Source organism: Acidovorax sp. GW821-FHT10E04 (genome assembly GCF_059415185.1).
Genome location: NZ_JBWKMT010000006.1, coordinates 140090 through 165395 on the forward strand (window position 1 = coordinate 140090; position 25306 = coordinate 165395).

General features: G+C 67.6%; 32 protein-coding genes. 30 read left to right on the forward strand and 2 right to left on the reverse strand.

Going from position 1 to position 25306, the window contains the following annotated elements; all coding sequences use genetic code 11:
- Window positions 1-28 precede the first annotated feature (28 nt).
- From AC07OC_RS19610 to hisD, 13 genes are all read left to right on the forward strand, one after another.
- Window positions 29-1522, forward strand: a complete 1494-nt coding sequence (locus AC07OC_RS19610) for a glutamate synthase subunit beta (RefSeq protein ID WP_218293429.1) — start codon at window positions 29-31, stop codon at window positions 1520-1522.
- 329 nt (window positions 1523-1851) lie between these two features.
- Window positions 1852-2670: an ABC transporter ATP-binding protein gene (locus tag AC07OC_RS19615; RefSeq protein ID WP_218340337.1), complete on the forward strand. Its 819-nt coding sequence runs from the start codon at window positions 1852-1854 to the stop codon at window positions 2668-2670.
- Window positions 2667-3449, forward strand: a complete 783-nt coding sequence (gene mlaE / locus AC07OC_RS19620) for a lipid asymmetry maintenance ABC transporter permease subunit MlaE (protein WP_218340336.1) — start codon at window positions 2667-2669, stop codon at window positions 3447-3449. Before AC07OC_RS19615 ends, mlaE begins: the two co-directional genes overlap by 4 nt.
- A 39-nt stretch (window positions 3450-3488) precedes the next feature.
- A complete protein-coding gene (gene mlaD, locus AC07OC_RS19625) occupies window positions 3489-3983 on the forward strand; it encodes an outer membrane lipid asymmetry maintenance protein MlaD (protein WP_218293432.1) in 495 nt (164 codons plus the stop codon).
- Window positions 3984-3988: 5 nt separating this feature from the next.
- Window positions 3989-4759 carry an MlaA family lipoprotein gene (locus tag AC07OC_RS19630; RefSeq protein WP_370627806.1) on the forward strand — a complete coding sequence of 257 codons (771 nt, stop codon included), beginning with the start codon at window positions 3989-3991 and terminating at the stop codon, window positions 4757-4759.
- A gap of 161 nt (window positions 4760-4920) precedes the next feature.
- Window positions 4921-5571 carry an MlaC/ttg2D family ABC transporter substrate-binding protein gene (locus AC07OC_RS19635; protein ID WP_218340335.1) on the forward strand — a complete coding sequence of 217 codons (651 nt, stop codon included), beginning with the start codon at window positions 4921-4923 and terminating at the stop codon, window positions 5569-5571.
- Between the two features lie 56 nt (window positions 5572-5627).
- The gene (locus AC07OC_RS19640; protein ID WP_218293435.1) at window positions 5628-5900 is read left to right on the forward strand and encodes an STAS domain-containing protein; all 273 of its coding nucleotides are present in this window, start codon (window positions 5628-5630) and stop codon (window positions 5898-5900) included.
- 92 nt (window positions 5901-5992) lie between these two features.
- A complete protein-coding gene (locus AC07OC_RS19645) occupies window positions 5993-7018 on the forward strand; it encodes an ABC transporter ATP-binding protein (protein ID WP_218293436.1) in 1026 nt (341 codons plus the stop codon).
- Window positions 7015-7770 (forward strand): ABC transporter permease, encoded by a 756-nt coding sequence (locus tag AC07OC_RS19650; protein WP_218293437.1) that lies wholly within the window; start codon window positions 7015-7017, stop codon window positions 7768-7770. The genes AC07OC_RS19645 and AC07OC_RS19650 overlap by 4 nt, the downstream gene beginning before the upstream one ends.
- A 1-nt stretch (window position 7771) precedes the next feature.
- Window positions 7772-8014 (forward strand): BolA family protein, encoded by a 243-nt coding sequence (locus AC07OC_RS19655; protein WP_218293438.1) that lies wholly within the window; start codon window positions 7772-7774, stop codon window positions 8012-8014.
- Window positions 8015-8100: 86 nt separating this feature from the next.
- Window positions 8101-9375 carry a UDP-N-acetylglucosamine 1-carboxyvinyltransferase gene (gene murA, locus AC07OC_RS19660; RefSeq protein ID WP_218293439.1) on the forward strand — a complete coding sequence of 425 codons (1275 nt, stop codon included), beginning with the start codon at window positions 8101-8103 and terminating at the stop codon, window positions 9373-9375.
- Window positions 9372-10031, forward strand: a complete 660-nt coding sequence (hisG, locus tag AC07OC_RS19665; protein WP_370627805.1) for an ATP phosphoribosyltransferase — start codon at window positions 9372-9374, stop codon at window positions 10029-10031. Before murA ends, hisG begins: the two co-directional genes overlap by 4 nt.
- 22 nt (window positions 10032-10053) lie before the next feature.
- The gene (gene hisD / locus AC07OC_RS19670) at window positions 10054-11436 is read left to right on the forward strand and encodes a histidinol dehydrogenase (RefSeq protein ID WP_218340334.1); all 1383 of its coding nucleotides are present in this window, start codon (window positions 10054-10056) and stop codon (window positions 11434-11436) included.
- Here the strand turns inward: hisD and AC07OC_RS19675 are convergent.
- Window positions 11423-11836, reverse strand: a complete 414-nt coding sequence (locus AC07OC_RS19675; protein WP_218340333.1) for a DUF2917 domain-containing protein — start codon at window positions 11834-11836, stop codon at window positions 11423-11425. The two genes, hisD and AC07OC_RS19675, sit on opposite strands and share 14 nt — an antisense overlap.
- A gap of 151 nt (window positions 11837-11987) precedes the next feature.
- Here AC07OC_RS19675 and AC07OC_RS19680 point away from each other — a divergent pair, with 151 nt between their 5' ends.
- The 16 genes from AC07OC_RS19680 to tatC all read left to right on the forward strand — a co-directional run bounded on the left by AC07OC_RS19680 (window position 11988) and on the right by tatC (window position 22937).
- Entirely contained in the window at window positions 11988-13442 is a 1455-nt protein-coding gene (locus AC07OC_RS19680; RefSeq protein WP_218340332.1) for an aminotransferase-like domain-containing protein, read from the forward strand.
- A gap of 57 nt (window positions 13443-13499) precedes the next feature.
- Complete coding sequence (locus AC07OC_RS19685; protein WP_008905190.1) at window positions 13500-13724, forward strand: hypothetical protein; 225 nt, start codon at window positions 13500-13502, stop codon at window positions 13722-13724.
- A gap of 14 nt (window positions 13725-13738) precedes the next feature.
- Entirely contained in the window at window positions 13739-14191 is a 453-nt protein-coding gene (locus AC07OC_RS19690) for a PIN domain-containing protein (RefSeq protein WP_218293444.1), read from the forward strand.
- Entirely contained in the window at window positions 14188-15309 is a 1122-nt protein-coding gene (locus AC07OC_RS19695) for a pyridoxal phosphate-dependent aminotransferase (protein ID WP_218340331.1), read from the forward strand. Before AC07OC_RS19690 ends, AC07OC_RS19695 begins: the two co-directional genes overlap by 4 nt.
- Window positions 15306-15941: an imidazoleglycerol-phosphate dehydratase HisB gene (gene hisB, locus AC07OC_RS19700; RefSeq protein WP_218293446.1), complete on the forward strand. Its 636-nt coding sequence runs from the start codon at window positions 15306-15308 to the stop codon at window positions 15939-15941. The genes AC07OC_RS19695 and hisB overlap by 4 nt, the downstream gene beginning before the upstream one ends.
- 52 nt (window positions 15942-15993) lie before the next feature.
- Window positions 15994-16671 carry an imidazole glycerol phosphate synthase subunit HisH gene (gene hisH, locus AC07OC_RS19705; protein ID WP_218340330.1) on the forward strand — a complete coding sequence of 226 codons (678 nt, stop codon included), beginning with the start codon at window positions 15994-15996 and terminating at the stop codon, window positions 16669-16671.
- 56 nt (window positions 16672-16727) lie between these two features.
- Window positions 16728-17468 carry a 1-(5-phosphoribosyl)-5-[(5-phosphoribosylamino)methylideneamino]imidazole-4-carboxamide isomerase gene (hisA, locus tag AC07OC_RS19710; protein WP_218340329.1) on the forward strand — a complete coding sequence of 247 codons (741 nt, stop codon included), beginning with the start codon at window positions 16728-16730 and terminating at the stop codon, window positions 17466-17468.
- 117 nt (window positions 17469-17585) lie between these two features.
- Window positions 17586-18386 carry an imidazole glycerol phosphate synthase subunit HisF gene (gene hisF / locus AC07OC_RS19715; protein ID WP_218340328.1) on the forward strand — a complete coding sequence of 267 codons (801 nt, stop codon included), beginning with the start codon at window positions 17586-17588 and terminating at the stop codon, window positions 18384-18386.
- A 113-nt stretch (window positions 18387-18499) separates the two neighbouring features.
- A complete protein-coding gene (gene hisI, locus AC07OC_RS19720) occupies window positions 18500-18898 on the forward strand; it encodes a phosphoribosyl-AMP cyclohydrolase (RefSeq protein WP_218294405.1) in 399 nt (132 codons plus the stop codon).
- A 5-nt stretch (window positions 18899-18903) separates the two neighbouring features.
- A complete protein-coding gene (locus AC07OC_RS19725) occupies window positions 18904-19278 on the forward strand; it encodes a phosphoribosyl-ATP diphosphatase (protein WP_218293449.1) in 375 nt (124 codons plus the stop codon).
- Window positions 19275-19661: a DUF4870 family protein gene (locus AC07OC_RS19730; protein ID WP_218293450.1), complete on the forward strand. Its 387-nt coding sequence runs from the start codon at window positions 19275-19277 to the stop codon at window positions 19659-19661. Before AC07OC_RS19725 ends, AC07OC_RS19730 begins: the two co-directional genes overlap by 4 nt.
- Window positions 19654-20700 carry a patatin-like phospholipase family protein gene (locus tag AC07OC_RS19735; RefSeq protein ID WP_218293451.1) on the forward strand — a complete coding sequence of 349 codons (1047 nt, stop codon included), beginning with the start codon at window positions 19654-19656 and terminating at the stop codon, window positions 20698-20700. The genes AC07OC_RS19730 and AC07OC_RS19735 overlap by 8 nt, the downstream gene beginning before the upstream one ends.
- Before the next feature lie 162 nt (window positions 20701-20862).
- Window positions 20863-21219, forward strand: a complete 357-nt coding sequence (locus tag AC07OC_RS19740; protein WP_218340326.1) for a histidine triad nucleotide-binding protein — start codon at window positions 20863-20865, stop codon at window positions 21217-21219.
- A 106-nt stretch (window positions 21220-21325) separates the two neighbouring features.
- A complete protein-coding gene (tatA, locus tag AC07OC_RS19745) occupies window positions 21326-21562 on the forward strand; it encodes a Sec-independent protein translocase subunit TatA (protein ID WP_218293453.1) in 237 nt (78 codons plus the stop codon).
- A 44-nt stretch (window positions 21563-21606) separates the two neighbouring features.
- Window positions 21607-22071, forward strand: coding sequence for a Sec-independent protein translocase protein TatB (gene tatB / locus AC07OC_RS19750; protein ID WP_218293454.1), 465 nt, complete (start codon window positions 21607-21609; stop codon window positions 22069-22071).
- A gap of 68 nt (window positions 22072-22139) precedes the next feature.
- Window positions 22140-22937, forward strand: a complete 798-nt coding sequence (gene tatC, locus AC07OC_RS19755; RefSeq protein WP_218293455.1) for a twin-arginine translocase subunit TatC — start codon at window positions 22140-22142, stop codon at window positions 22935-22937.
- A 276-nt stretch (window positions 22938-23213) separates the two neighbouring features.
- Here the strand turns inward: tatC and AC07OC_RS19760 are convergent, their stop codons facing one another.
- A complete protein-coding gene (locus AC07OC_RS19760; protein ID WP_218293456.1) occupies window positions 23214-24356 on the reverse strand; it encodes a S1C family serine protease in 1143 nt (380 codons plus the stop codon).
- Between the two features lie 138 nt (window positions 24357-24494).
- Between AC07OC_RS19760 and AC07OC_RS19765 the strand changes: the two genes are divergently transcribed.
- Entirely contained in the window at window positions 24495-25262 is a 768-nt protein-coding gene (locus AC07OC_RS19765; RefSeq protein WP_369641655.1) for a Nif3-like dinuclear metal center hexameric protein, read from the forward strand.
- Window positions 25263-25306 lie beyond the last annotated feature (44 nt).

Genomic DNA, 25306 nt, shown 5'->3' on the forward strand with positions numbered 1-25306 from the left:
CACAGCATTCATAGACAAGGACATCGTCATGGGAAAAACTACCGGCTTCATGGAATACGAGCGCATCGAAGAGGGCTACAAGCCCGTGCCCGAGCGCTTGAAGCACTACAAGGAATTTGTCATCGGGCTGGATGAAAGCCAGGCCAAGGTGCAAGGCGCGCGCTGCATGGACTGCGGCACGCCGTTCTGCAACAACGGCTGTCCGGTCAACAACATCATTCCGGACTTCAACGACCTGGTGTACCACCAGGACTGGAAGAGCGCGATCGAGGTGCTGCACAGCACCAACAACTTCCCCGAGTTCACCGGCCGCATCTGCCCGGCGCCTTGCGAGGCGGCCTGCGTGCTCAACGTGAACGACGACGCCGTGGGCATCAAGTCCATCGAGCACGCCATCATCGACCGGGCCTGGGACGAAGGCTGGGTGCAGGCGCGTCCTGCCAAGCACCAGACCGGCAAGAAGGTGGCCGTGGTGGGCTCGGGTCCAGCCGGCATGGCGGCCGCGCAGCAACTGGCGCGCGCCGGACACAGTGTCACGCTGTTCGAGAAGAATGACCGCGTGGGCGGCCTGCTGCGCTACGGCATCCCGGACTTCAAGATGGAGAAGTCGCACATCGACCGCCGCGTCAAGCAGCTCGAAGCCGAAGGCGTGGTCATTCGCACCAGCGTGTTCGTGGGCGCGCCCAAGGACGGCCTGGGCAAGGGCTCCAAGGTCACCAACTGGGCCAAGGAAACCGTCACGCCCGAGCAGCTCCACAAGGAGTTCGATGCCGTGCTGCTGACCGGCGGCGCCGAGCAGTCGCGCGACCTGCCCGTGCCCGGCCGTGATCTGGACGGCATCCACTTCGCCATGGAATTCCTGCCCCAGCAGAACAAGGTCAACGCGGGCGACAAGCTCAAGGGACAGCTGCGCGCGGACGGCAAGCACGTCATCGTGATCGGCGGCGGCGACACCGGCAGCGACTGCGTGGGCACGAGCAACCGCCACGGTGCGGCGAGCGTCACGCAGTTCGAGCTGATGCCCCAGCCCCCCGAAGAAGAAAACCGCCCCATGACCTGGCCCTACTGGCCGATCAAGCTGCGCACCAGCTCCAGCCATGAAGAGGGCTGCGAGCGCGAGTTCGCGATCTCCACCAAGGAGTTCATCGGCGACGGGAAAGACGGAAAGTCCGGCAAAGTCACCGGCCTCAAGACCGTGCGCGTCGAGTGGAAGGACGGCAAGATGGTTGAGGTGGCCGGCTCCGAGCAGATCCTCAAGGCGGACCTCGTGCTGCTGGCCATGGGCTTCGTGAGCCCCGTGGCTGCCGTGCTGGAGGCGTTTGGCGTGGACAAGGATGCCCGCGGCAACGCCCGCGCCACCACGGACTTCGATGGCGGCTACGCGACCAACGCGCCCAAGGTGTTTGCCGCCGGCGACATCCGCCGGGGCCAGTCGCTGGTGGTGTGGGCCATTCGTGAAGGCCGCCAGGCCGCCCGTGCCGTGGATGAGTTCCTGATGGGATATTCCGACCTGCCGCGCTGAGGCAGCGTCGCACTGCAACAACGGCGCCCTGGGGCGCCGTTTTTTTTCGCCCGAGGGAGCGGCAGCGCCACCGGCGCGGCCAGGACGCCCGTCGGTCAGGGCCTTGGAGCAGAGCGCAGCGGATGGCGGCCTTTATTGGCACAATCGGTGCCTGTCAATCCGGGGTTGCCGCACGCGGGATAGCTTCCGTGGCCCCGCCGGCGGCGGCGTTGAAACGCAAACATACATGAATGTATGTTTCTTCGGCTACCATCGCCGCTGTGTGAGCGCAGCATGTTCCCATGCGTCGCGGCCGCCCGTTCTCCGGATTTCCGAACCCCTTCCATTGCATGCCTGAGTCTTCCTGCCTTGCCGAATTGCGCAATGTCACGTTCTCCTACGGTGACCGCGTCATCCTGCGCGACGTGACATTGGCGGTGCCCAGGGGCAAGGTGACGGCGCTGATGGGTGCCTCCGGAGGGGGCAAGACCACGGTGCTGCGCCTGATCGGCGGCCAGCAGCGCGCGCAGGCTGGCCAGGTGCTCCTGAATGGCGACGACGTGGGGCGCATGGACACCCTCCAGCTCTATGCAGCGCGCCGCCGCATGGGCATGCTGTTCCAGTTCGGGGCGCTGTTCACGGATCTGAGCGTGTTCGAGAACGTGGCGTTCCCGTTGCGCGAGCACACCGACCTGTCCGAGGCGCTGATCCGGGACGTGGTGCTGATGAAGCTCCATGCCGTGGGCCTGCGCGGCGCGCGCGACCTGATGCCCAGCCAGATTTCCGGGGGCATGGCGCGGCGCGTGGCGCTGGCGCGTGCCATTGCGCTGGACCCCGAACTGGTGATGTATGACGAGCCGTTTGCGGGGCTGGACCCCATTTCCCTGGGGACGGCGGCGCAGCTGATCCGTCAGCTCAACGATGCCCTGGGCCTCACGAGCATCGTGGTCTCGCACGACCTGGAAGAGACCTTCCGGCTTGCGGACCATGTGATCATTCTGGGCGCGGGCGTGGTGGCCGCGCAGGGCACGCCCGACGAGGTGCGGGCGAGCGCCGACCCGCTGGTCCACCAGTTCGTGAACGCGCTGCCGACCGGGCCCGTGCCGTTTCACTACGCGGGCCCGACCGTGGAGCAGGACTTCGGTCCGTTCGGGGGGCGGGTGCTATGAGCTGGTACAAGCCGTCCGACGTGGGCTTCGCCGTGCGCCAGAAACTGTCCGATATCGGCATGGCCGCCCGCCTGTTCGCGCGGCTGCTGCAGCTGGTGGGCGCGGCCTTCATGCGGCCGTCGCTGGTGCGCGACCAGATCCATTTTCTGGGCAACTACTCGCTGGCCATCATCGCGGTGTCGGGCCTGTTCGTGGGTTTTGTCCTGGGCCTGCAGGGCTACTACACGCTGCAGCGGTACGGGGCTTCCGAAGCCCTGGGGATGCTGGTGGCGCTGTCGCTGGTGCGTGAGCTCGGGCCCGTGGTGACGGCCCTGCTGTTCGCCGGCCGCGCGGGCACCTCGCTCACGGCCGAGATCGGCCTCATGCGCGCGGGTGAGCAGCTTTCCGCCATGGAGATGATGGCCGTGGACCCGGTGCGCCGCATCCTCGCGCCGCGGTTCTGGGCCGGTGTGATCACCATGCCCCTGCTGGCGGCGGTGTTCAGCGCCGTGGGGGTGGCCGGTGGGTGGATCGTGGGCGTGCTCATGATCGGTGTCGACCACGGGGCGTTCTGGAGCCAGATGCAGGGCGGCGTGGACGTCTGGCGCGATCTGGGCAACGGCGTGATCAAGAGCGTGGTCTTCGGCTTCACCGTCACGTTCGTGGCGCTGCTGCAGGGGTATGCCGCCAAGCCCACGCCCGAAGGCGTGGCGCGCGCCACGACCCGCACGGTGGTCATGGCGTCCCTGGCCGTGCTGGCGCTGGACTTCGTGCTCACGGCCCTGATGTTCAGTATCTGAGGCGGGCCCGAAAAGCCGCCGGAGTGGAGAAATCAAACAATGCAACCATCCAAAAACGATCTCTGGGTAGGGCTGTTCGTCATGCTCGGCACGGTGGCGCTGGTCTTCCTGGCGCTGCAGTCGGCCAACCTGCTGAGCCTGAACTTCCAGCCCGGCTACCGCATCACCGCGCGCTTTGACAACATTGGCGGCCTCAAGCCCCAGGCCGCGGTGCGCGGTGCCGGCGTGGTGGTGGGCCGTGTGGAGTCCATCACGTTCGACGACAAGACCTACCAGGCGCGGGTGACGCTGGCGATGGAAAACCGCTACGCTTTCCCCAAGGACAGCTCCCTCAAGATCCTCACCAGCGGCCTGCTGGGTGAACAGTACATCGGCATCGAGGCCGGTGCCGACGAGAAGAACCTGGTGGCGGGCGACATGGTCACCGCCACGCAGTCGGCCGTGGTCCTCGAGAACCTGATCGGACAATTCCTCTACAACAAGGCCGAAGACGGCAGCAACAGCAAGCCCGCAGGGGCAGGTGACAAGAAATGACGACGATGACCAAGCTTTCCCAACCCGCCGCCCGCGCCGCCGCGTGGCTGGCCTTTCTGCTGGGAGCGGCACTGCTCACGGGCTGCGCCACGGTGGCCAACCCGGACCCGCGCGACCCGCTGGAGTCCTACAACCGCAGCATGACCAACTTCAACGAGCAGGTCGATGCGATGGTGCTCAAGCCGGTGGCGATTGCCTACAAGGAAGCCACGCCCGCACCGGTGCGCACGGGCGTCAGCAACTTCTTCGCCAACGTGGGAGATGTGTGGTCGTTCGTGAACAACGTGCTGCAATTGCGGGCGGAAGCCGCCGCGTCCACCTTCATGCGCGTCAACGTGAACACCTTCATGGGCCTGGGCGGCGTGCTCGATATCGCCAGCGAACTGGGCATCGACCGCTACAAGCAGGATTTCGGCCTCACGCTGGGGTACTGGGGCATGGGCACGGGCCCGTACCTGGTGCTGCCGATCCTGGGCCCCTCCACCGTGCGCGACACGCTGGCCCTGCCCGTCGACTGGAAGGGCAACGCGGTGAGCTATGTGGACCCGGTATCGGCCCGCAATGCGCTGTATGCACTGCGTGCCGTGGACGTGCGCGCCAACCTGCTGCGCGCGGGGTCCGTGCTCGACAGCGCCGCCCTGGACAAGTACAGCTTCACCCGCGACGTGTTCCTGCAGGTGCGCAGCCAGCAGCAGGCGGGCACGGCGCAAAATGGCGACGACAAGGACGAGCGCAACGCCAATGATGGCGTGCTGCCCGAAGAGCCTCCGCGCTGAGGCGGCGGCGCAATCCGTGGCGGGCCGTGTCCGGGGCAGGCGTGTTGCACTTGCTTGCAATCCGCAACCCGCGCGACGCACGGGGCCTGCGCTGGCCGCCCACAATGAATGAACGCCGGGTGCCACCGGCGCCCGCAGCTCCCGAGAAAGTAGAAGACATCATGACGATGAACCGACGTACCCTGGGCCACATGGCCCTGTGCCTGACGGCCGTGGCCGCGCTGGGCGCCGCGCCCCTGGCCGCCCTGGCCGCGGATGAAGCTCCCGATGCGCTGATCAAGCGCCTGTCGGCCGATGTGCTCAGCACCGTGAAGGCGGACAAGGCCATCCAGAGCGGCGACCTGGCAAAGATCATCGCGCTGGTGGACAAGACCGTGATGCCCAACGTGAACTTCCGCCGCATGACCGCCGCGGCGGTGGGCCCCGGCTGGCGCCAGGCCACCCCCGAGCAGCAAAAGCGCCTGCAGGACGAGTTCAAGATCCTGCTGGTGCGCACCTACGCGGGGGCGCTGGCGCAGGTGAACGACCAGACCATCCAGGTCAAGCCCCTGCGGGCCGCCCCGGAGGACAAGGACGTGCTGGTGCGCACCGAAATCGTCGGCCGTGGCGATCCGATCCAGCTGGACTACCGGCTGGAAAAAACCCCCGGCGACGGTGCGGGATGGAAAATCTACAACCTGAACGTGCTGGGCGTGTGGCTGGTGGAAACCTACCGCGGCCAGTTCGCGCAGGAGATCAACGCCAAGGGAATCGACGGCCTGATCGAGACCCTGGTGGCCCGCAACAAGAGCAATGCCGGCGCCAAGGGCTGAAATGGCACACCGGTTTCATGCGCCGCGGCCGGCGCGCGGCACCATGGGGCACTGACATGCTGGTATTGCCCGCCGAACTGACCCACCGCCAGGCCACGGTGTGCCTGCACATGCTGCTGCAGGGCCTGAAGGCGCACCGCGAGCCCTGCGTCATGGTGGATGCCCATGCGCTGGCGGTGTTTGACACGTCGGCGCTGGCGGTGCTGCTCGAATGCCGGCGCGAAGCGATCGACGATGGCAAGACCTTTGCCGTCCAAGGCCTGCCCGCCGCCCTGCGCAGCCTGGCGGGGCTGTATGGCGTGGGCACGCTGCTCGCGCCAGCGTCCTGACAGCGGCGGCAGGCCGGGCCGGCGACGGCCCAGGGGCCGTGCCAGACCCCGGTCGGCGCTCTTTGGTGCAAGGCCGTAAAATCAGGGGCTTCATGCCCGCAGTCTCATTCCAAGCCATCTCCAAGACCTTTGCCACGCCCAAAGGCCCTTTCCAGGCACTGAACCAGGTCAGCCTGGACATCGAGGAGGGCGAGTTCTTCGGGCTCCTGGGCCCCAACGGTGCCGGCAAGACCACCCTCATCAGCATTCTCGCGGGCCTGGCCCGTGCCAGCAGCGGCCGTGTGCTGGTGCAGGGCAGCGACGTGCAGGCCGACTTTGCCCAGGCGCGCCGCAAGCTGGGCGTGGTGCCGCAGGAGCTGGTGTTCGACCCTTTCTTCAACGTGCGCGAGTCGCTGCGCATCCAGTCCGGCTACTTCGGCGTGAAGAACAACGAAGCCTGGATCGACGAACTGCTGGAAAACCTGGGCCTGGCCGACAAGGCCACGGCCAACATGCGCCAGCTGTCGGGCGGCATGAAGCGCCGCGTGCTCGTGGCACAGGCGCTGGTGCACAAGCCACCCATCATCGTGCTCGACGAGCCCACTGCGGGCGTGGACGTGGAGTTGCGCCAGACGCTCTGGCATTTCGTGGCGCGCCTGAACAAGGAAGGCCACACCGTGCTGCTGACCACGCACTATCTGGAAGAAGCCGAGGCCCTGTGTGGCCGCATCGCCATGCTCAAGTCGGGCCGCATCGTGGCCCTGAACCGCACGAGCGAGCTGCTGCAGGCGGCCTCCGGCAGCATCCTGCAGTTCAAGACCGATGCGGTCCTGCCGCCTTCGCTCAACGCGCTCGCCCGCGTCACGGGCCGCATCGTGCAGTTGCCCGCGCACGACGCGGCCGAGATCGAAAGCCATCTGGCCGCGCTGCGGGTGGCGGGCGTGGACGTGCATGACATGGAGATCCGCCGGCCCGACCTGGAAGACGTTTTCCTGCAGGTGATGTCGGGCACCTCGGCATCCAATATTCCTCTGGCGGGGGTGGAGGCTGCCGCAGCGCCGGGCCGCCCCAGGCAGGGCGCAGTCCCCTTGGGGGGCGGCGCGGAGACCGCAGTGCCGAGCGTGGGAGCACAACGATGACCGGCTGGCAGACCCTGTTCTACAAGGAGGTGCTGCGCTTCTGGAAGGTGAGCTTCCAGACCGTGGCCGCGCCCGTGCTCACGGCCGTGCTGTACCTGCTGATCTTCGGCCACGTGCTCGAAGACCATGTGAAGGTCTACGACCGCATCAGCTACACCGCCTTCCTGGTGCCGGGCCTCGTGATGATGAGCGTGCTGCAGAACGCCTTCGCCAACAGCTCGTCGAGCCTGATCCAGAGCAAGATCATGGGCAGCCTGGTGTTCGTGCTGCTCACGCCGCTGTCGCACTGGGCCTGGTTCCTGGCCTATGTGGGCTCGTCCATCGTGCGCGGGCTGGTGGTGGGGCTGGGGGTGTTCATCGTCACGCTGGCGTTCGCCCGGCCCGAGTTCGCCGCGCCGCTGTGGATTCTTGCGTTCGCCTTCCTGGGGGCGGCCTTGCTGGCCACGCTGGGGCTGATTGCCGGGCTGTGGGCCGACAAGTTCGACCAGCTCGCGGCGTTCCAGAACTTCGTGGTGGTGCCGATGACGTTCCTCTCGGGCGTGTTCTATTCCATCCAGTCGCTGCCGCCCTTCTGGCAGACCGTGAGCCACCTCAACCCGTTCTTCTACATGATCGACGGTTTCCGCTACGGCTTCTTTGGCCAGAGCGATACCTCGCCGTGGCTCAGTCTCTCCATCGTGGGCGTGGCCTGGCTGGCCGTGAGCGCCCTGGCGGTCCACCTGCTGCGCACCGGCTACAAAATTCGGAATTGACATGACCGCAGACCAACTCAAAGACATCATCGCCGCCGGCCTGGCCTGCGAGCACATCGCGCTCGAGGGTGACGGCCGCCACTGGTACGCCACCATCGTCTCGGCCGAGTTCGAGGGTCGGCGCGCCATCCAGCGGCACCAGCGCGTGTACGCCACGCTGGGCGCCAAAATGCACACCGACGAGGTGCATGCGCTGTCGATGAAGACCTTCACGCCCGCTGAATGGGCCGCGCAGCCCCGGTGATTGCTGGAATGCTCCTTTTTTGATAGCTTTCTGCGCTTGATGGAAAAGCGCTGGCGGCACTTTTTATTCATATTTCTGGTTTCGAGATGGACAAACTCCTGATCCGCGGCGGCCGCCGCCTGCATGGCGAGGTGCTGGTATCCGGCGCCAAGAACGCCGCCCTGCCGGAGTTGTGCGCCGCGCTGCTCACGGCCGAGCCGGTCACGCTGCTGAACGTGCCGCAGTTGCAGGACGTGAGCACCATGCTCACGCTGATCCGCAACATGGGCGTGGCGGCCGCGCGTGCCGACGATGGCACGGTGCGCATCGATGCCAGCGGCCTGAACACGCCCGAGGCGCCGTACGAGCTGGTCAAGACCATGCGCGCCTCGGTGCTGGCGCTGGGCCCGCTGCTGGCGCGCTTCGGCGAGGCCACGGTGTCGCTGCCTGGCGGCTGCGCCATCGGCTCGCGCCCGGTGGACCAGCACATCAAGGGCCTGGCCGCCATGGGCGCCGACATCGTGGTCGAGCACGGCTACATGATCGCCAAGCTGCCCGCAGGCTGGACGCGACTGAAGGGCGCGCGCATCACCACCGACATGGTCACGGTGACGGGCACCGAGAACTTCCTCATGGCCGCCGCGCTGGCCGAGGGCGAGACCGTGCTGGAGAACGCCGCGCAGGAGCCCGAGATCTCCGACCTGGCCGAGATGCTGATCGCCATGGGCGCGAAGATCGAAGGCCACGGCACCAGCCGCATCCGCATCCAGGGCGTCGAGAAGCTGCACGGCTGCACCCACCGCGTGGTGGCCGACCGCATCGAGGCCGGCACCTTCCTGTGCGCCGTGGCCGCCACGGGCGGCGACGTGGTGCTGCGCCATGGGCGCGCCGACCACCTGGACGCCGTGATCGAGAAGCTGCGCGAGGCCGGTGTGCAGGTGCAGGCCGTCGACGGCGGCATCCGCGTGCAGAGCGCGGGCGGCGCCACGCTCAAGGCGCAGGGCTTTCGCACCACCGAGTACCCCGGCTTTCCCACCGACATGCAGGCGCAGTTCATGGCGCTCGACTGCATCGCGCAGGGCACGGCCACGGTGACCGAGACGATTTTTGAAAACCGCTTCATGCACGTCGACGAGCTGGTGCGCCTGGGCGCCAAGATCCAGACCGACGGCAAGGTCGCCATCATCGAGGGCGTGCCCCGCCTGTCGGGCGCCACCGTGATGGCCACCGACCTGCGCGCCTCGGCCAGCTTGGTCATCGCGGGCCTGGTGGCCGACGGCGAAACCATGGTGGACCGCATCTACCATCTGGACCGCGGCTACGACTGCATGGAAGCGAAATTGCGCGGCATCGGCGCGGACATTGAACGGATCACAGCATGAGCAGCAGCATGATTACCCTGGCGCTTTCCAAAGGCCGCATCTTCGACGAAACCCTGCCTTTGCTCGCCGCCGCCGGCATCGAGGTGCTGGAAGACCCCGAAAAGTCGCGCAAGCTGATCCTGCCCACCAACCAGCCCAACGTGCGCGTGGTGCTGGTGCGCGCGACCGACGTGCCTACCTATGTGCAGTACGGCGGCGCCGACATCGGCGTGACCGGCAAGGACACGCTCATCGAACACGGCGGCCAGGGCCTGTACCAGCCGCTGGACCTGCAGATCGCCAAGTGCCGCGTGAGCGTGGCCGTGCGCAACGATTTCGACTACGCCCGTGCCGTCAAGCAGGGTTCGCGCCTGAAGGTCGCCACCAAGTACACCAGCATCGCGCGCGACTTCTTCGCGACCAAGGGCGTGCACGTGGACATGATCAAGCTCTACGGCAGCATGGAACTCGCACCGCTCACCGGGCTGGCCGATGCCATCGTGGACCTGGTCTCCACCGGCAACACGCTCAAGGCCAACCACCTGGTGGAGGTCGAGCGCATCATGGACATCAGCTCGCACCTCGTGGTCAACCAGGCCGCGCTCAAGCTCAAGCAGGCGCCGCTGCGCCGCATCATCGATGCGTTCGCCTCGGCCATTCCTGCGGAAAAGAATTGACCCCCACCCACTGACTGACACTATGACTCTGGTAGCTGCTCCCGCCCGTCTGTCCACCGCTGCGGCCACTTTCGAGGCTGATTTCGCAGCCCGCCTGCACTGGTCGGCCGACACCGACGCGGCCATCGAGCAGCGCGTGGCCGACATCCTGGCCGACGTGCAAAAGCGCGGTGACGCCGCGGTGCTGGAGTACACCGCCCGTTTCGATGGCCTCTCGGCCCCCGATATGGCGGCGCTGGAGCTGACCCAGGCCGACTTCAAGGCCGCGTTCGACGCCATTCCAGAGGCCCAGCGCGACGCGCTGCAGGCTGCCGCCCAGCGCGTGCGCAGCTACCACGAGGCGCAAAAGAAGGCCTCGGGCGAGAGCTGGAGCTACCGCGACGAGGACGGCACCTTGCTGGGCCAGAAGGTCACCCCGCTGGACCGCGTGGGCATCTACGTGCCCGGCGGCAAGGCCGCGTACCCGTCCAGCCTGCTGATGAACGCCATCCCGGCCCACGTGGCGGGCGTGCAGGAAATCATCATGGTCGTGCCCACGCCGGTGCGCGGCAGCCTGGCCACCGGTGGAACGGGCGAGGGCACTTCGACGAAGGGCGAGCGCAACGAACTGGTGCTGGCCGCCGCCTACGTGGCGGGCGTGACGCGCGCCTTCACCATCGGCGGCGCGCAGGCCGTGGCCGCGCTGGCGTACGGCACCGAAACCGTGCCCAAGGTGGACAAGATCACCGGCCCCGGCAACGCCTACGTGGCCAGCGCCAAGAAGCGCGTGTTCGGCACGGTGGGCATCGACATGATCGCGGGCCCCAGCGAAATCCTGGTGCTGGCCGACGGCAGCACGCCGCCCGACTGGGTAGCGATGGACCTCTTCAGCCAGGCCGAACACGACGAGCTGGCCCAGAGCATCCTGCTGTGCCCCGACGCCGCCTACCTCGACGCCGTGCAGCGCGAGATCGACCGCCTGCTGCCCACCATGCCGCGCGCCGAGATCATCGCCAAGAGCCTCACCGGCCGGGGCGCGCTGATCCTCACCAAGGACATGGAAGAAGCCTGCGCCATCAGCAACCGCATCGCACCGGAACACCTGGAAGTGAGCAGCACCGACCCGCACCGCTGGGAGCCGCTGCTGCGCCACGCCGGCGCGATCTTCCTGGGGGCGTATACCTCCGAGAGCCTGGGCGACTACTGCGCGGGCCCCAACCACGTGCTGCCCACCAGCGGCACCGCACGCTTCTCGTCGCCCCTGGGCGTGTACGACTTCCAGAAGCGCAGCAGCCTCATCGAGGTGAGCGAGGCCGGTGCCCAGGTGCTGGGCACCATCGCCGCCGAGCTGGCCTACGGCGAGGGCCTGCAGGCCCACGCGCAGGCGGCAGAGATGCGGCTGACGACGCCCCTCAAGCCGCGCTGATCGCACCCCGTGGCAGGGTGCCTGGCGCGGGTACCGTCGCCTTGGGCTGAGAGGCTGCAGCGGGGGCGGGCGGGCAGGCAGCCCCTGCCACGGACCGGTGCTTCGCCCAGTTCAGGCGGGCGGGCCGGTGGCCTTCGGCGCTCACGCGCAGCCGCACGGGCCCGGTGAACGACAGGCGCTGGCCGGCCTCCAGGAAATAGTCTTCCAGCAGGCCGTCGCAGGTCACCCACACGCGGCCTTGTTCCACTTCGAGCAGGGCCATGTCGCCCGCACGGAAGTCCAGCACCTGGACGGCCTGCAGCGGCGGCAGCGGCTGGCGCTTCCATTGCAGGGTGAGCGGGACCGCTGGCGGGGTCGGCAAAGCGGGCGACGGGAGGGTGGGGGTGTGCAGCGAGTTCATGCCTTCACTGTGCGGCCACCCGCCGTGCGCCGCCAGCCACAGGCATGGACCATCTGGGCCAGTACAGAACCATGTACCAGCCCATCTGTACTGGTTGTACTGGCCCGCCTCTGTACTGTCTGCCGGCCAGGGTGCCAGTACAGAATGCAGCATGGCCACCGATGACGCACCCCCGCTGTACCTGCAGATCGCCGAGCAGCTCGCGCAGCTGATCCGCAATGGCACCCTGGCGCGCGGCGAAAAGCTGCCGTCGGTGCGCGAGCTGGCGCGCCAGCATGCCGTGGCGCAGACCACGGTGGTGCAGGCCTACCACTGGCTCGAGGATGCACGCCTGATCATCGCGCGCCCGCGCTCGGGCTTCTTCGTGGCGGCGCGGCCGGTGAGCCTGCCGGAGCCCAGCACGCCGCGCCCCCTGCGCCGCCCGCGCGAAGTGTCTGTGGACTGGCTGGGCCAGCGCATCCTGGGGCGCAACCAGCCCGAGGACATGATCTCCTTCAGCAGCGGCACGCCGGGCTTCGAGCTGTTCAACCCCGACCGCGTGCGCCGCGCCGTGGTGCGCGCTGCACAGCGCCACCGCAACCTGCTGTGTACCTACCCCACGTCGGCCGGGCACGAGGATGCGCGCCGCGCCCTGGCCCGCTACGCCGTCGGCATGGGCTGCAGCCTGGACCCCGAGAACATCGTGATCACCGGCGGCTGCATGGACTCCATTGCGCTGTGCCTGCGTGCCGTGACCCAGCCGGGGGACGTGGTGGCGCTGGAGTCGCCCACGCATTTTTCGTTTCTGGAGGTGCTGCAGGGCCTGCACCTGCGCGCGCTGGAGATCCCCACGCACCCGCGCCACGGTTTGTCGCTGGACGCACTGCAGCTGGCGCTGGACACCCAGCCGGTCAAGGCCGTGATGATCGTCCCCACGCTCAGCAACCCGCTGGGCAGCTGCATGCCGCAGGCCGAGCGCAAGCGCCTGGCGCAGATGGCGGCGCGGCACGACATGGCGGTGATCGAGGACGCGATCTACAACGACCTGGTCGAAATCGACGAGATGCGCCGCACCGTCAAGTCGTACGACACCACGGGCCACGTGATGCTGTGCGATTCGTTTTCGAAGACGCTGGCGCCGGGGCTGCGCCTGGGCTGGCTGGAGGCCGGGCGCTGGAGCGAGAAGGTGCGCGGCATCAAGGACCTGCAGGCGGGCGGCCAGTCGGCTGTGCTGGAACTGGCTTTGGCCGACCTCATCACCCAGGCGGGCCATGCTGCCGCCATGCGCCAGCTGCGCGCAGGCGTGGCGGCGCGCATGGACGAGGCGCGCCGCGTGATCGCATCGCACTTCCCGCAGGGCACCCGGGTGAGCGACCCGCCCGGCGGCTTGCTGATGTGGCTGGAGCTGCCACGCGCGCTCGATTCGGTGCAACTGCACGAGGCCTGTCTGGCCCGGCAGATCCTGATCGCGCCGGGCACGGTGTTCAGCACCAGCGGGCGCTTTCGCAACTGCCTGCGCATCGGGGTGGGGGGCGACTGGTCGCCTGCCCATCTGGCGGCCCTGCGCACCGTGGGCGACATGGCGTGCCAGATGCTGCGGGCAGGGACACAGCTCAAGGCCGCGTAACCGCCCAGAAAACAACACGAAGTTCGTGGTGCACGAAGTTCGTGTAATATTTCAGCCATGAAAAACATCACCGTGACCATGGACGACACCGTCGCCGAATGGGTGCGCGTGGAAGCCGCCAGGCGCGGCAGCAGCGTCTCGCGCCTGCTGGGGGAATGGCTGGCCGAAAAGATGCGCCAGGAAGACGCTTACGCCCAGGCCATGCGCGAGGCGCTGGGGTTCGAATCCTGGGGCGCGTCCAGCGGACCGTACGTGCCCCGCGAGACCCTGTTTCTGCGCTGAGCGGTGCAATACCCATGAGCACCGTCCCCATCTTTGTCGATACCGAAATCCTGCTGGCCAGCGTGGACGACCGCGATGCCGAGCGCCAGGCGCGGGCCCGCGAATGGATCAGCTTTTGCTGGCAGACGCGCAGCGGCCGCATCAGCTCGCAGGTGCTCAACGAGCTGTACAACCAGGCGATCCAGCGCTTTGACGGCCCGCAGGTGCTGCAGCAGGTGCGCGCCCAGGTGCGCCGCCTGCGCGTGTGGCTGCCGCCGCACCTGGACTCCTACACCGTGGACGGCGCCTGGGACCTGCAGGACCGCTACCGCCTGGGCTACTGGGATGCGCTCATCCTCTCGTCCGCCCACCAGCAGGGCTGCCGCTACCTGTTGACCGAAGCCCTGCCGCACGGCGAGCCCCTGGACGCCGTGCGCCCCATCAACCCGTTTCTCATCACCCCCAACGAACTGGACACCACCGAATGACTACTCCCGCGTCGTCTCCCCTCCAGGCCCTGGCCCGCATCCGCCCCGACGTGCGCGCCATGCATGCCTACGGCGTGCAGCCTTCCGCCGGCATGCTCAAGATGGACGCGATGGAAAACCCGTTCCGCCTGCCCGCCCATCTGCAGGCCGCGCTGGGCCAGCGCCTGGGCGCGGTCGCGCTCAACCGCTACCCCGGCGACCGCCTGCTGGACCTGAAGGCCGCGCTGGCCCAATACGCCGGCCTGCCCGAGGGCTACGGCATCGTGCTGGGCAACGGCTCGGACGAGCTCATCACCCTGCTGGCCCTGGCCTGCGCGCAACCCGGCACGGGCCAGCGCGCCACCATGCTGGCGCCCATGCCGGGCTTCGTGATGTACCCGCTGTCCGCGCAACTGCAGGGCCTGGATTTTGTCGGCGTGCCGCTCACGCCCGATTTCGAGCTGGATGAGCCCGCCATGCTGGCCGCCATCGCGCAGCACAACCCCGCCATCACCTACATCGCCTACCCGAACAACCCCACGGCCACGCTGTGGGACGAGGGCGCGGTGCAGCGCATCGTCGACGCCGCGGGCGCGCAGGGCGGCATCGTGGTCATGGACGAGGCCTACCAGCCCTTTGCCAGCCGCACCTTCATCGACCGCATGCGGGCCGAGCCCGCGCGCAACGCCCACGTGCTGCTCATGCGCACGCTCAGCAAGTTCGGCCTGGCGGGCGTGCGCCTGGGCTACCTCATCGGCCCCGCCGCGTTCGTGAGCGAGATCGACAAGGTGCGCCCACCCTACAACGTGAGCGTGCTCAACTGCGAGGCCGCGCTGTTCGCGCTGGAGCACGCCGACGTGTTCGCCGGGCAGGCCGCCGAGATCCGCGCCGAGCGCACGAAGCTCCTGGCGGCCCTGCGGCAGATGCCCGGCATCGAAAAATGCTGGGACAGCGAGGCCAACATGATCCTCGTCCGTGTGGCGGATTCCGCCCGGGCGTACGAGGGCATGAAAAACCGCAAGGTCCTGGTCAAGAACGTTTCTACAATGCACCCATTGCTGGCCAACTGCCTGCGCCTCACGGTGGGCGCCGCCTCCGACAACGCGCAGATGCTCGCCGCCCTGCAAGCCTCCCTATGACTTCCTCCGCACTCGTCACTTCCGCAACGCCCGATCCCCTGGCCGACCGCATCGCCGAGGTCAGCCGCAACACCGCCGAGACGCGCATCCGCGTGCGCATCAACCTCGACGGCACGGGCCAGGCCAAGCTTTCCACCGGCATCGGCTTCTTCGACCACATGCTCGACCAGATCGCCCGCCACGGGCTGATCGACCTCGACATCGACTGCGAAGGCGACCTGCACATCGACGGCCACCACACGGTCGAAGATGTGGGCATCACGCTGGGCCAGGCCTTTGCGCGCGCCGTGGGCGACAAGAAGGGCATCCGCCGCTACGGCCACGCCTACGTGCCGCTGGACGAAGCGTTGTCGCGCGTGGTGGTGGATTTCTCGGGCCGCCCGGGGCTGCACATCGACGTGAAGTTCACGGCCGGCAGCATCGGCCAGCTCGATACGCAGCTGGTGTACGAGTTCTTCCAGGGCTTCGTGAACCACGCGGGCGTCACGCTGCACATCGACAATCTCAAGGGCATCAATGCCCACCACCAGTGCGAGACCATCTTCAAGGCCTTCGGGCGCACGCTGCGTGCGGCGCTGGAGCGCGATCCGCGCTCGGTGGGCGTCATTCCGTCCACCAAGGGCTCCTTGTGAAATTTTTGAGCCAGATCAAGCGCTAGCGCTTGATGAATAAGCGCCAATAGCTATGAATATGGAAGCAAAAACCGTTGCGGTCGTGGACTACGGCATGGGCAACCTGCGCTCGGTGTCGCAGGCCGTGCAGGCCGCCGCAGAGGGCACCGGCTGGACCGTGGTCGTCACGCAGCGTCCCGAGGACGTGCGCGCGGCGCAGCGCATCGTGCTGCCGGGGCAGGGCGCCATGCCCGACTGCATGCGCGAGCTGCGCGAATCCGGCCTGCAGGAATCCGTGCTCGAAGCGGCCGCCGCCAAGCCGATGTTCGGCGTGTGCGTGGGCATGCAGATGCTGCTGGACCACAGTGCCGAGGGCCCCCATGGAGGAACGCCCGGCCTGTCGCTGATCCACGGCGATGTGCGCAAGTTCGACCTGGCGGGCCGCACCCAGCCCGACGGCAGCCGCTACAAGGTGCCCCAGATGGGCTGGAACCAGGTGCGCCAAGTGCCGCACGCGGGCAAGGTGCACCCGGTGTGGGCCGGCGTGCCCGACCACAGCTACTTCTACTTCGTGCACAGTTTCTATGCGGTGCCGCGAGACGCGGCCCACTGCGCGGGGCAGGCGGACTACGGCGGTGTGTTCGCCGCCGCCGTTGCGCGCGATAATATTTTCGCCACGCAATTTCACCCTGAAAAGAGCGCGGAGCACGGCCTGGCCCTGTACCGCAATTTTCTGCACTGGAATCCCTAATCCAACCCGTTCGGGCCGAGCCCTGCCTCGCCCTTTTCCTCCCGAACTTCACCACCATGCTGCTCATCCCCGCCATCGACCTCAAGGACGGCCACTGCGTACGCCTCAAGCAAGGCGATATGGACCAATCCACCACCTTCGGAGAAGACCCTGCCGCCATGGCGCGCAAGTGGGTGGATGCCGGTGCGCGCCGCCTGCACCTGGTGGACCTGAACGGCGCCTTCGCGGGCGTGCCCAAGAACTACACCGCCATCAAGTCCATCCTCCAGGAGGTGGGCGACGACATCCCGGTGCAGCTCGGCGGCGGCATCCGTGACCTGGACACCATCGAGAAATACATCGACGGCGGCCTGCGCTACGTGATCATCGGCACGGCGGCGGTCAAGAACCCCGGCTTCCTGAAGGACGCGTGCAGCGCCTTTGGCGGCCACATCATCGTGGGCCTCGATGCCAAGGACGGCAAGGTCGCCACCGACGGCTGGAGCAAGCTCACGGGCCACGAGGTCGTGGACCTGGCCAGGAAGTTCGAGGACTGGGGCGTCGAGTCCATCATCTACACCGACATCGGCCGCGACGGCATGCTCTCGGGCATCAACATCGACGCGACGGTGAAGCTCGCGCAGTCGCTCTCCATTCCGGTGATCGCCTCGGGCGGCCTGTCCAACATGGCCGACATCGAACAGCTGTGCGCCGTCGAGGAAGAGGGCGTCGAAGGCGTGATCTGCGGCCGCGCCATCTACAGCGGCGACCTTGATTTCGCGGCAGCGCAGGCGCGCGCCGACGAGTTGAATGGATAACCCCCCTGATCGGCTGCGCCGCTTCCCCCAAGGGGGACGACGCCAGTGGCCTGGCGAAGCCAGTTCCACGGCGTCCGCTGGCCTCGGCAACGCCCCATCCACGAATCGCTGACTGACATGCTTGCCAAACGCATCATCCCCTGCCTCGACGTCACCGGAGGCCGCGTGGTCAAGGGCGTCAACTTCGTCGAACTGCGCGATGCGGGCGACCCCGTCGAGATCGCCGCGCGCTACAACGCGCAGGGCGCCGACGAACTCACCTTCCTGGACATCACCGCCACCAGCGATGGCCGCGACCTGATCCTGCCCATCATCGAGGCCGTGGCCAGCCAGGTGTTCATCCCGCTCACCGTGGGCGGCGGCGTGCGCACGGTCGAGGACGTGCGCCGCCTGCTCAACGCGGGCGCCGACAAGACCAGCTTCAACTCGGCCGCCATCGCCAACCCCGAGGTGATCGACGCCGTCTCGGCCAAGTACGGCGCGCAGTGCATCGTGGTGGCCATCGACGCCAAGCGCCGCTCGCCAGAAGACGCCCAGCGCACCGGCCCCAACGGCCGGGCCGTGGGAGAGGGCTGGGACGTGTACAGCCACGGCGGGCGCAAGAACACGGGCCTGGACGCCGTGGCCTGGGCCGCCGAGATGGCGCGCCGGGGCGCCGGCGAGATCCTGCTCACCAGCATGGACCGCGATGGCACCAAGTCCGGCTTCGACCTCGCCCTCACGCGTGCCGTGAGCGACGCCGTGGGCGTGCCCGTGATCGCCTCGGGCGGCGTGGGCAACCTCGACCACCTGGCCGACGGCATCCAGACCGGTGGAGCCGACGCGGTGCTGGCGGCCAGCATCTTCCATTACGGCGAATACACCGTGGGCCAGGCCAAGGCGCGCATGGCCGAACGCGGCATTCCCGTGCGGCTGTGAAGCAATTGCTATTAAAAGAATAGCTGTCGGCGCTTGATGGAAAAGCGCCAGATGCCCAAAAGACTGAGTAAATCCGGGGGCACGCACGTTCCCGGCGATCCAAATCGCCGACAATCCCGCCCATGAACTGGCTCAACGAAGTGAAATGGGATGCGCAGGGCCTGGTGCCCGTGATCGCGCAGGAGCAGGGCACGGGCGACGTGCTGATGTTTGCGTGGATGAACCGCGAGGCGCTGGAGAAAACCGCGGAGCTCGGCCGCGCCGTGTATTTCAGCCGCTCGCGCGGCAAGCTGTGGTTCAAGGGCGAGGAGTCCGGCCACGTGCAGACGGTGCATGAAATCCGCCTGGACTGCGACAACGACGTGGTGCTGCTCAAGGTGACCCAGCTGGGCCACGAGCCCGGCATCGCCTGCCACACGGGCCGCCACAGCTGCTTTTTCAGCGTGCTCAAGGATGGCGCCTGGCAGGCGGTCGATCCGGTCTTGAAAGACCCTGAATCCATCTACAAGTAAGAGCCATGAGTTCCAACGATTCCCTCGCACGCCTGGCCGATGTGATTGAAAGCCGCAAGCCGGCCAACGGCGGCGATCCCGAGAAGAGCTACGTCTCGCGCCTGCTGCACAAGGGGCCGGACGCGTTCCTGAAGAAGATCGGCGAGGAAGCCACCGAGGTCGTCATGGCCGCCAAGGACGTGGACCACGGCGCCGACAAGTCCAAGCTCGTCTACGAGGTGGCGGACCTGTGGTTCCACTCCCTGGTGGCGCTGGCCCACTATGGCCTCACGCCCGCCGACGTGCTGGCCGAGCTGGAGCGCCGCGAGGGCACCAGCGGCATCGAGGAAAAAGCCTTGCGCAAGGCCGTTGCGCGCGCCACCCAGGAGGGTTCCCCATGAACGATATCGTCGACGTGCAGACCACCAGCCAGAAGGCGCAGGGCCTCAAGAACATCGGCTGGGTCAGCTATGTGCTGCACCTGATCGTGGCGGTGGGCGCCGTCCTTCCGGGGGCGCAGGGCAGCCTGGTGCTGCTCTTGATTGCGCTGGTGCTGGATCTGGTCAAGCGCGGAGATGCCGAAGGCACCTGGCAGGCCAACCATTTTTCCTGGCGCATCCGGTCCGTGCTGTGGGCCGGCGTGCTGTACGCGGTCACGTCGCCGCTGTGGCTGCTGCTGATCGCGCCGGGCTGGATCGCCTGGGGCGTCATTTCGCTGTGGTTCCTGTACCGCATCGTGCGCGGCATGCTGGCCATGAGCAAGAACCAGGCCGTGGATGCCTGAGCCTGGCGCGCCGCTCCCCCGCCTGAACCTGGCCCTGCAGGGCGGCGGCTCGCACGGCGCGCTGACCTGGGGCGTGCTGGATGCGCTGCTCGAGGACGGGCAGTGGCACTTCGAGGGCGTGAGCGGCACCAGCGCCGGTGCCATGAACGCCGTGGCCCTGGCACACGGCTTTGCCAAGGCCGCACACGAACACAAGGACCCGCACGAAGCCCACCTGGCGGGCTGCCAGCAGGCGCGCGAGACGCTCACCCGCCTGTGGGAAGGCGTGGGCACGCTGGGCAGCCTGATGTGGGGTTCGCCGCTGTCGGCCGCCAACCCCATGATGGGGCTGATGCGGCAGTGGCTGTCGCCCTACCAGACCAACCCGCTGGACATCAACCCGCTGCGCCGCCTGCTGGAGCGCGAGGTGGATTTCGACCTGCTGTGCACCGCGCGGCGCGCCAGCAGCGCGGCGGGCGGGCCCAAGGTGTTCGTCTGCGCCACCAACGTGCGCACGGGGCGGGGCGAGATCTTCTCGGGCCCCAGGCTCAGCGCCGATGCCGTGATGGCCTCGGCCTGCCTGCCGCTGATGTTCAAGGCCGTGGAGATCGACGGCCAGCACTACTGGGATGGCGGCTACTCGGGCAACCCCGCGCTGCACCCGCTGATCTACCAGACCGAGGCCTCGGACATCCTGCTCGTGCAGATCAACCCCATCGAGCACCTGGAGCTGCCGCATTCCGGCGCCGAGATCATGGAACGCATGAACGAGGTCACCTTCAACGCCAGCCTGCTGGCCGAGATGCGCGCCATCGAGTTCGTGCGCCGCCTGCTCGCCGAGGGCAAGCTCGACCCGCGCCGCTACAAGAGCGTGCGCATGCACCGCATCGACGGCGGCTCGGTGCTGGCCCCGTTCGGCGCCGACAGCAAGATGCGCGCGGACCTGGCCTTCGTGCGCAAGCTGTTCGCCCTGGGCCGCACGGCCGGACAGGAATGGCTGCATGCGCACCGCAAGGATGTGGGCGTGCGCCCGACCATCAAGATCGCTGACAATGCGTGAAGCCTCCTGTGTCGCCTGTGGCGCCTTCCCCCTCAGGGGGACGCCACCCGTGGCCTGGCGGAGCCAGTTCCACGGTGGCGCTGGCCTGGGGCGCGCCGGTGGCAATGGCTTGGGGTTGAGCAGCGCCCGGTGAACTGTTAATTTCGTACCGACATTTTTCTCATGCACGATCCGAACTGCCTTTTCTGCAAGATCATCGCGGGCCAGATTCCTTCGAGGAAGGTCTATGAGGACGAGGAGATCTTCGCCTTCCACGACATCCACCCCTGGGCGCCGGTGCACTTTCTGATGGTGCCCAAGCGGCATGTCCCTTCGATGGCGCAGGTCACCGCAGACGATGCGGGAGTTCTGGGGCGCATGATGGCGCTGGCGCCCCGGCTGGCCCTGGAGCAGGGCTGCAACCCGTACCCCGAGGGTGGCTTTCGCGTCGTGGTAAACACGGGGCTTGAAGGCGGGCAGGAAATCCACCACCTGCATGTTCACGTGATGGGCGGCCCCCGCCCGTGGCTCAAAGGCTGAACCAGGCTGACGGCGCGTGCCGATAGTTTCCCGCTGGCGGGCAAGGGCGTCGGACTTCGGTCGCGGCCCCCGTCTAAAATGACTGCAATTCGTTAGGAGATATTCCATGGGCTCTTTTTCCATCTGGCACTGGCTGATCGTGCTGCTGATCGTCGTCATGGTGTTCGGCACCAAGAAGCTCAAGAACATGGGCTCCGACCTCGGGGGCGCCGTCAAGGGCTTCAAGGACGGCATGAAGGACGGTTCGGCCGATGCCCCCGCCACCCCTCCCGCAGGCCAGGTTGCCAACAACCCGGCGGCCGACAAGACCACCATCGATGTCGAAGCCAAGCAAAAGAGCTGAGCGCGCCGTCCGCACCGGCCCTCGCATGCCTTTTCGCCTGACCCATGATTGATATTGGCCTGTCCAAGATGGCGCTGATCGGCGCGGTGGCACTCATCGTCATCGGGCCGGAGAAGCTCCCGCGCGTGGCCCGCACGGTGGGTACGCTGCTGGGCAAGGCCCAGCGCTACGTGTCCGACGTGAAGGCCGAGGTGAACCGGTCCATGGAGCTCGATGAGCTCAAGAAAATGAAGGACACGGTGGAGACCGCCGCACGCGACGTGCACAACTCCATCCAGACCAGCGCCAGCGAGTTCGAGAAGGACTGGGCCTCGGCCACGGAGACCAGCAACGCCGACCTGCACGAGCCGCAGGCGCCCGTGGTGCCGGCCTACAAGCACCCTGGCAAGAACTGGCGCCTCAAGCGGGGCGCGGTGCCCCAGTGGTACAAGTCCCGCAGTGGCGTGCGCACGAAGGCGCAGTCCGGCGCGGCGCGCGTCGCGCGCTACCGCCCCCAGAAATTCCATTGATGACGACGATGCGGCGCGGCGTGCCGTGCGCGCTGCATGGGCGGCCTCCACGCCCCTGAAAACCCAATATGTCCGAAACCCCCTCCAAAGAAGACGAGCTGGCCGGTACCGAGCAGCCCTTCGTGCAGCACCTGATGGAGCTGCGCGACCGGCTGGTCAAGGCGCTCATTGCCATCGCCATCGCGGCGGCGATCCTGTTCTTCTTTCCCGGCCCTGGCGCGCTGTACGACTTCCTGGCGGCGCCGCTGGTGGCCCACCTGCCCAAGGGCGCCACGCTGATCGCCACCTCGGTGATCTCGCCGTTCATGGTGCCGCTCAAGATTTTGCTGATGTCGGCCTTCCTGCTGGCATTGCCCTTCGTGCTGTGGCAGGTGTGGGCCTTCGTGGCGCCGGGCCTGTACTCGCACGAGAAGAAGCTGGTGCTGCCGCTGGTGGTCTCCAGCACGCTGCTGTTCTTCATCGGGGTGGCGTTCTGCTACTACCTCGTGTTCGGGCAGGTGTTTGCGTTCATCCAGAGCTTCGCGCCCAAGAGCATCACGGCCGCGCCAGACATCGAGGCCTACCTGAGCTTCGTGCTGTCGATGTTCCTCGCGTTCGGCCTGGCGTTCGAGGTGCCCATCGCCGTGGTGGTGCTGGCCCGCATGGGCATCGTGAGCGTGCAGAAGCTGCGCGAGTTCCGCGGCTACTTCATCGTGCTGGCGTTCGTGATCGCCGCCGTCGTCACTCCGCCGGACGTGGTCTCGCAGCTGTCGCTGGCCGTGCCCATGTGCCTGCTGTACGAAGTGGGCATCTGGGCCGCGCAGATCTTCATCAAGCACACCAAGGCGCCTGAGGACACCGAGGAATCCGCCTCCGCGTCGTCCTGATCGATCGGCGCGCCGCCGTGGCGCGCTGGAAGGCGGGGTTGCACTGGGAGCCCCGGGCCTCCTGCTCCGCAAGGAATATCCAGATAAAAATAGCTGCCAGCGCTTGTCCATCAAGCGTTGGCAGCTATTTTTTTGATAGTGCGCCGCAGCGCGGCCGCAGCTGCGTGGCCATCGGTGGGAACTGGCGCGCAGCCAGCCAGGGGCCATGGAACGCGGGTTTCGCCGGGCCGTCCGCGGCGCCCCCGTTGAGGGCGCCGCGCGGCGGCGCGGGGCTTGTTACCTCTTTCTCGGCTTTGGGCGCACGCCAGGGTTGATGCTCAGCTCCACCAGCTTGTCGCCGCGCTGCACGTTGAACGGGGCCACGGTTCCAGGCTTGAGCCCCGCCACGGCGGTCAGCAGTTCGGACACATTGCCCACGTTTTTTCCATCCACGCGCACGATCACGTCGCCGGGCCGCATGCCGGCCTGGGCCGCAGGGCCGTCCTGCAGCACGCCGGTGATGATCACGCCCTCGGTGGCCTTCACGCCGAAGGTCTCGGCCAGCTCGGGGGAGAGCTCGTTGGGCTCCACGCCGATCCAGCCGCGCGTGACCTGGCCGTCCTTCACGATGCCGTCCAGCACCAGCCGCGCGGTGGACACGGGGATCGCAAAGCCGATGCCCATGCTGCCGCCCGAGCGCGAGTAGATCGCGGTGTTGATGCCCATGAGGTTGCCGTTCACGTCCACCAGCGCGCCGCCCGAGTTGCCGGGGTTGATGGCCGCGTCGGTCTGGATGAAGTTCTCGAAGGTGTTGATGCCCAGCTGCGTGCGGCCCAGCGCGCTCACGATGCCGCTGGTCACCGTCTGGCCCACGCCGAACGGGTTGCCGATGGCCAGCACCTGGTCGCCCACGGCGAGCACGTCCGAGTTGCCCAGCACGATGACGGGCAGCTTGTCGAGTTCGATCTTGAGGATGGCCAGGTCGGTGTCGGGGTCGGTGCCGATCACGCGGGCGCGGGCGCGGCGGCTGTCGGTCAGCGTCACCTCGATCTCGTCGGCGCCCTCCACCACGTGGTTGTTGGTGAGGATGTAGCCGTCGGGACTCACGATCACGCCGCTGCCCAGCCCGGCCTGCGCCTGCGCGCCCTGGTCGCCAAAGAAGAACTGGAACCAGGGGTCGTTGCTGCGCGGATGGCGCACGGCCTTGCTGGTATTGATGCTGACCACGGCGGGCGCGGCCTGGCGCGCGGCAGCGCTGAAGCTTCCCGCCGCTGGCTGCGGGCTGGCGGTGGTCGCGGGAGCCTCCAGCAGCGCGATGCCCGCGCCCGAGCGCGTGGTGGCACCCCGGCCCAGCCAGCTCGGCTGCAGCGTGGCGACGACGAAATAGGCGGCAACGAACACCGTCACGGCCTGGGAAAACAGCAACCAGATGCGCTTCATGAAATTCTTCTGTACCGATGAGGATGGGGCGGAAGGGGGTGTGGGGCTGGGGCTTTCGGCCTGCACGGCAGGCCCTGGCCGCCTCTGCGGGCACATTGTCCCCCAACTGGGACCGCCGGCGCGCGCGACAATAGCCGCATGAGCATTTCACGCACCCACCTTCTGCAGGCCTTCGACAGCCTGCTGCAGCCCGAGCGTTTCAAGGACTACGGTCCCAACGGCCTGCAGGTCGAGGGCAAGGCCGAAGTCCGCCGCATCGTGAGTGGCGTGACGGCCAGCCGCGCCCTGATCGAGGCGGCCATCCGCGAGCGGGCCGATGCCATCTTCGTGCACCATGGCCTGTTCTGGCGTGGCCAGGACGGCCGGGTGACGGGCTGGATGAAGCAGCGGCTGCAGCTGCTGCTGGCGCACGACATCAACCTGTTCGCGTACCACCTGCCGCTGGATGCGCACGCCGAACTGGGCAACAACGCCCAGTTGGGGCGCGTGCTGGGCCTTGCCGCCGATGCGCGGTTCGGGGAGCAGGACCTGGGATTCTCCGCGCCGGCGGCCTTCGCCGACGGCCAGGCGCTGGCCGACCACGTGGCCCGGGCACTGGGACGGGCCGTGACCCTCGTGCAGCCCGAGGCGGCGGGCGCGCAGCGGCAGCAGCCTCTGGGCCGCGTGGCCTGGTGCACGGGCGGCGCCCAGGGCTACTTCGAATCAGCGATTGCCGCGGGGGCGGATGCCTTCATCACCGGGGAGATTTCGGAGCCCCAGGCCCATCTGGCACGCGAGATGGGCGTGTGTTTCATCGCGGCGGGGCACCACGCCACCGAGCGCTACGGAGCGCCGGCCGTCGCCGCGCACGTGTCCGGGCTGCTGGGCCTGGAGCATGTGTTCATCGAAATCCCCAACCCGGCCTGAGGGCCGCGAAGCCTTTTGGTGATATTGCTATTTAATCAATAGCA

What these genes read in the sequence shown, in the direction of transcription:
- AC07OC_RS19610 (WP_218293429.1), top strand. Translation starts at nt 29, where the DNA reads ATGGGAAAAACTACCGGCTTCATGGAATACGAGCGCATCGAAGAGGGC.
- AC07OC_RS19615 (WP_218340337.1), top strand. Translation starts at nt 1,852, where the DNA reads ATGCCTGAGTCTTCCTGCCTTGCCGAATTGCGCAATGTCACGTTCTCC.
- mlaE (WP_218340336.1), top strand. Translation starts at nt 2,667, where the DNA reads ATGAGCTGGTACAAGCCGTCCGACGTGGGCTTCGCCGTGCGCCAGAAA.
- mlaD (WP_218293432.1), top strand. Translation starts at nt 3,489, where the DNA reads ATGCAACCATCCAAAAACGATCTCTGGGTAGGGCTGTTCGTCATGCTC.
- AC07OC_RS19630 (WP_370627806.1), top strand. Translation starts at nt 3,989, where the DNA reads ATGACCAAGCTTTCCCAACCCGCCGCCCGCGCCGCCGCGTGGCTGGCC.
- AC07OC_RS19635 (WP_218340335.1), top strand. Translation starts at nt 4,921, where the DNA reads ATGACGATGAACCGACGTACCCTGGGCCACATGGCCCTGTGCCTGACG.
- AC07OC_RS19640 (WP_218293435.1), top strand. Translation starts at nt 5,628, where the DNA reads ATGCTGGTATTGCCCGCCGAACTGACCCACCGCCAGGCCACGGTGTGC.
- AC07OC_RS19645 (WP_218293436.1), top strand. Translation starts at nt 5,993, where the DNA reads ATGCCCGCAGTCTCATTCCAAGCCATCTCCAAGACCTTTGCCACGCCC.
- AC07OC_RS19650 (WP_218293437.1), top strand. Translation starts at nt 7,015, where the DNA reads ATGACCGGCTGGCAGACCCTGTTCTACAAGGAGGTGCTGCGCTTCTGG.
- AC07OC_RS19655 (WP_218293438.1), top strand. Translation starts at nt 7,772, where the DNA reads ATGACCGCAGACCAACTCAAAGACATCATCGCCGCCGGCCTGGCCTGC.
- murA (WP_218293439.1), top strand. Translation starts at nt 8,101, where the DNA reads ATGGACAAACTCCTGATCCGCGGCGGCCGCCGCCTGCATGGCGAGGTG.
- hisG (WP_370627805.1), top strand. Translation starts at nt 9,372, where the DNA reads ATGAGCAGCAGCATGATTACCCTGGCGCTTTCCAAAGGCCGCATCTTC.
- hisD (WP_218340334.1), top strand. Translation starts at nt 10,054, where the DNA reads ATGACTCTGGTAGCTGCTCCCGCCCGTCTGTCCACCGCTGCGGCCACT.
- AC07OC_RS19675 (WP_218340333.1), bottom strand. Translation starts at nt 11,836, where the DNA reads ATGAACTCGCTGCACACCCCCACCCTCCCGTCGCCCGCTTTGCCGACC.
- AC07OC_RS19680 (WP_218340332.1), top strand. Translation starts at nt 11,988, where the DNA reads ATGGCCACCGATGACGCACCCCCGCTGTACCTGCAGATCGCCGAGCAG.
- AC07OC_RS19685 (WP_008905190.1), top strand. Translation starts at nt 13,500, where the DNA reads ATGAAAAACATCACCGTGACCATGGACGACACCGTCGCCGAATGGGTG.
- AC07OC_RS19690 (WP_218293444.1), top strand. Translation starts at nt 13,739, where the DNA reads ATGAGCACCGTCCCCATCTTTGTCGATACCGAAATCCTGCTGGCCAGC.
- AC07OC_RS19695 (WP_218340331.1), top strand. Translation starts at nt 14,188, where the DNA reads ATGACTACTCCCGCGTCGTCTCCCCTCCAGGCCCTGGCCCGCATCCGC.
- hisB (WP_218293446.1), top strand. Translation starts at nt 15,306, where the DNA reads ATGACTTCCTCCGCACTCGTCACTTCCGCAACGCCCGATCCCCTGGCC.
- hisH (WP_218340330.1), top strand. Translation starts at nt 15,994, where the DNA reads ATGAATATGGAAGCAAAAACCGTTGCGGTCGTGGACTACGGCATGGGC.
- hisA (WP_218340329.1), top strand. Translation starts at nt 16,728, where the DNA reads ATGCTGCTCATCCCCGCCATCGACCTCAAGGACGGCCACTGCGTACGC.
- hisF (WP_218340328.1), top strand. Translation starts at nt 17,586, where the DNA reads ATGCTTGCCAAACGCATCATCCCCTGCCTCGACGTCACCGGAGGCCGC.
- AC07OC_RS19725 (WP_218293449.1), top strand. Translation starts at nt 18,904, where the DNA reads ATGAGTTCCAACGATTCCCTCGCACGCCTGGCCGATGTGATTGAAAGC.
- AC07OC_RS19730 (WP_218293450.1), top strand. Translation starts at nt 19,275, where the DNA reads ATGAACGATATCGTCGACGTGCAGACCACCAGCCAGAAGGCGCAGGGC.
- AC07OC_RS19735 (WP_218293451.1), top strand. Translation starts at nt 19,654, where the DNA reads ATGCCTGAGCCTGGCGCGCCGCTCCCCCGCCTGAACCTGGCCCTGCAG.
- AC07OC_RS19740 (WP_218340326.1), top strand. Translation starts at nt 20,863, where the DNA reads ATGCACGATCCGAACTGCCTTTTCTGCAAGATCATCGCGGGCCAGATT.
- tatA (WP_218293453.1), top strand. Translation starts at nt 21,326, where the DNA reads ATGGGCTCTTTTTCCATCTGGCACTGGCTGATCGTGCTGCTGATCGTC.
- tatB (WP_218293454.1), top strand. Translation starts at nt 21,607, where the DNA reads ATGATTGATATTGGCCTGTCCAAGATGGCGCTGATCGGCGCGGTGGCA.
- tatC (WP_218293455.1), top strand. Translation starts at nt 22,140, where the DNA reads ATGTCCGAAACCCCCTCCAAAGAAGACGAGCTGGCCGGTACCGAGCAG.
- AC07OC_RS19760 (WP_218293456.1), bottom strand. Translation starts at nt 24,356, where the DNA reads ATGAAGCGCATCTGGTTGCTGTTTTCCCAGGCCGTGACGGTGTTCGTT.
- AC07OC_RS19765 (WP_369641655.1), top strand. Translation starts at nt 24,495, where the DNA reads ATGAGCATTTCACGCACCCACCTTCTGCAGGCCTTCGACAGCCTGCTG.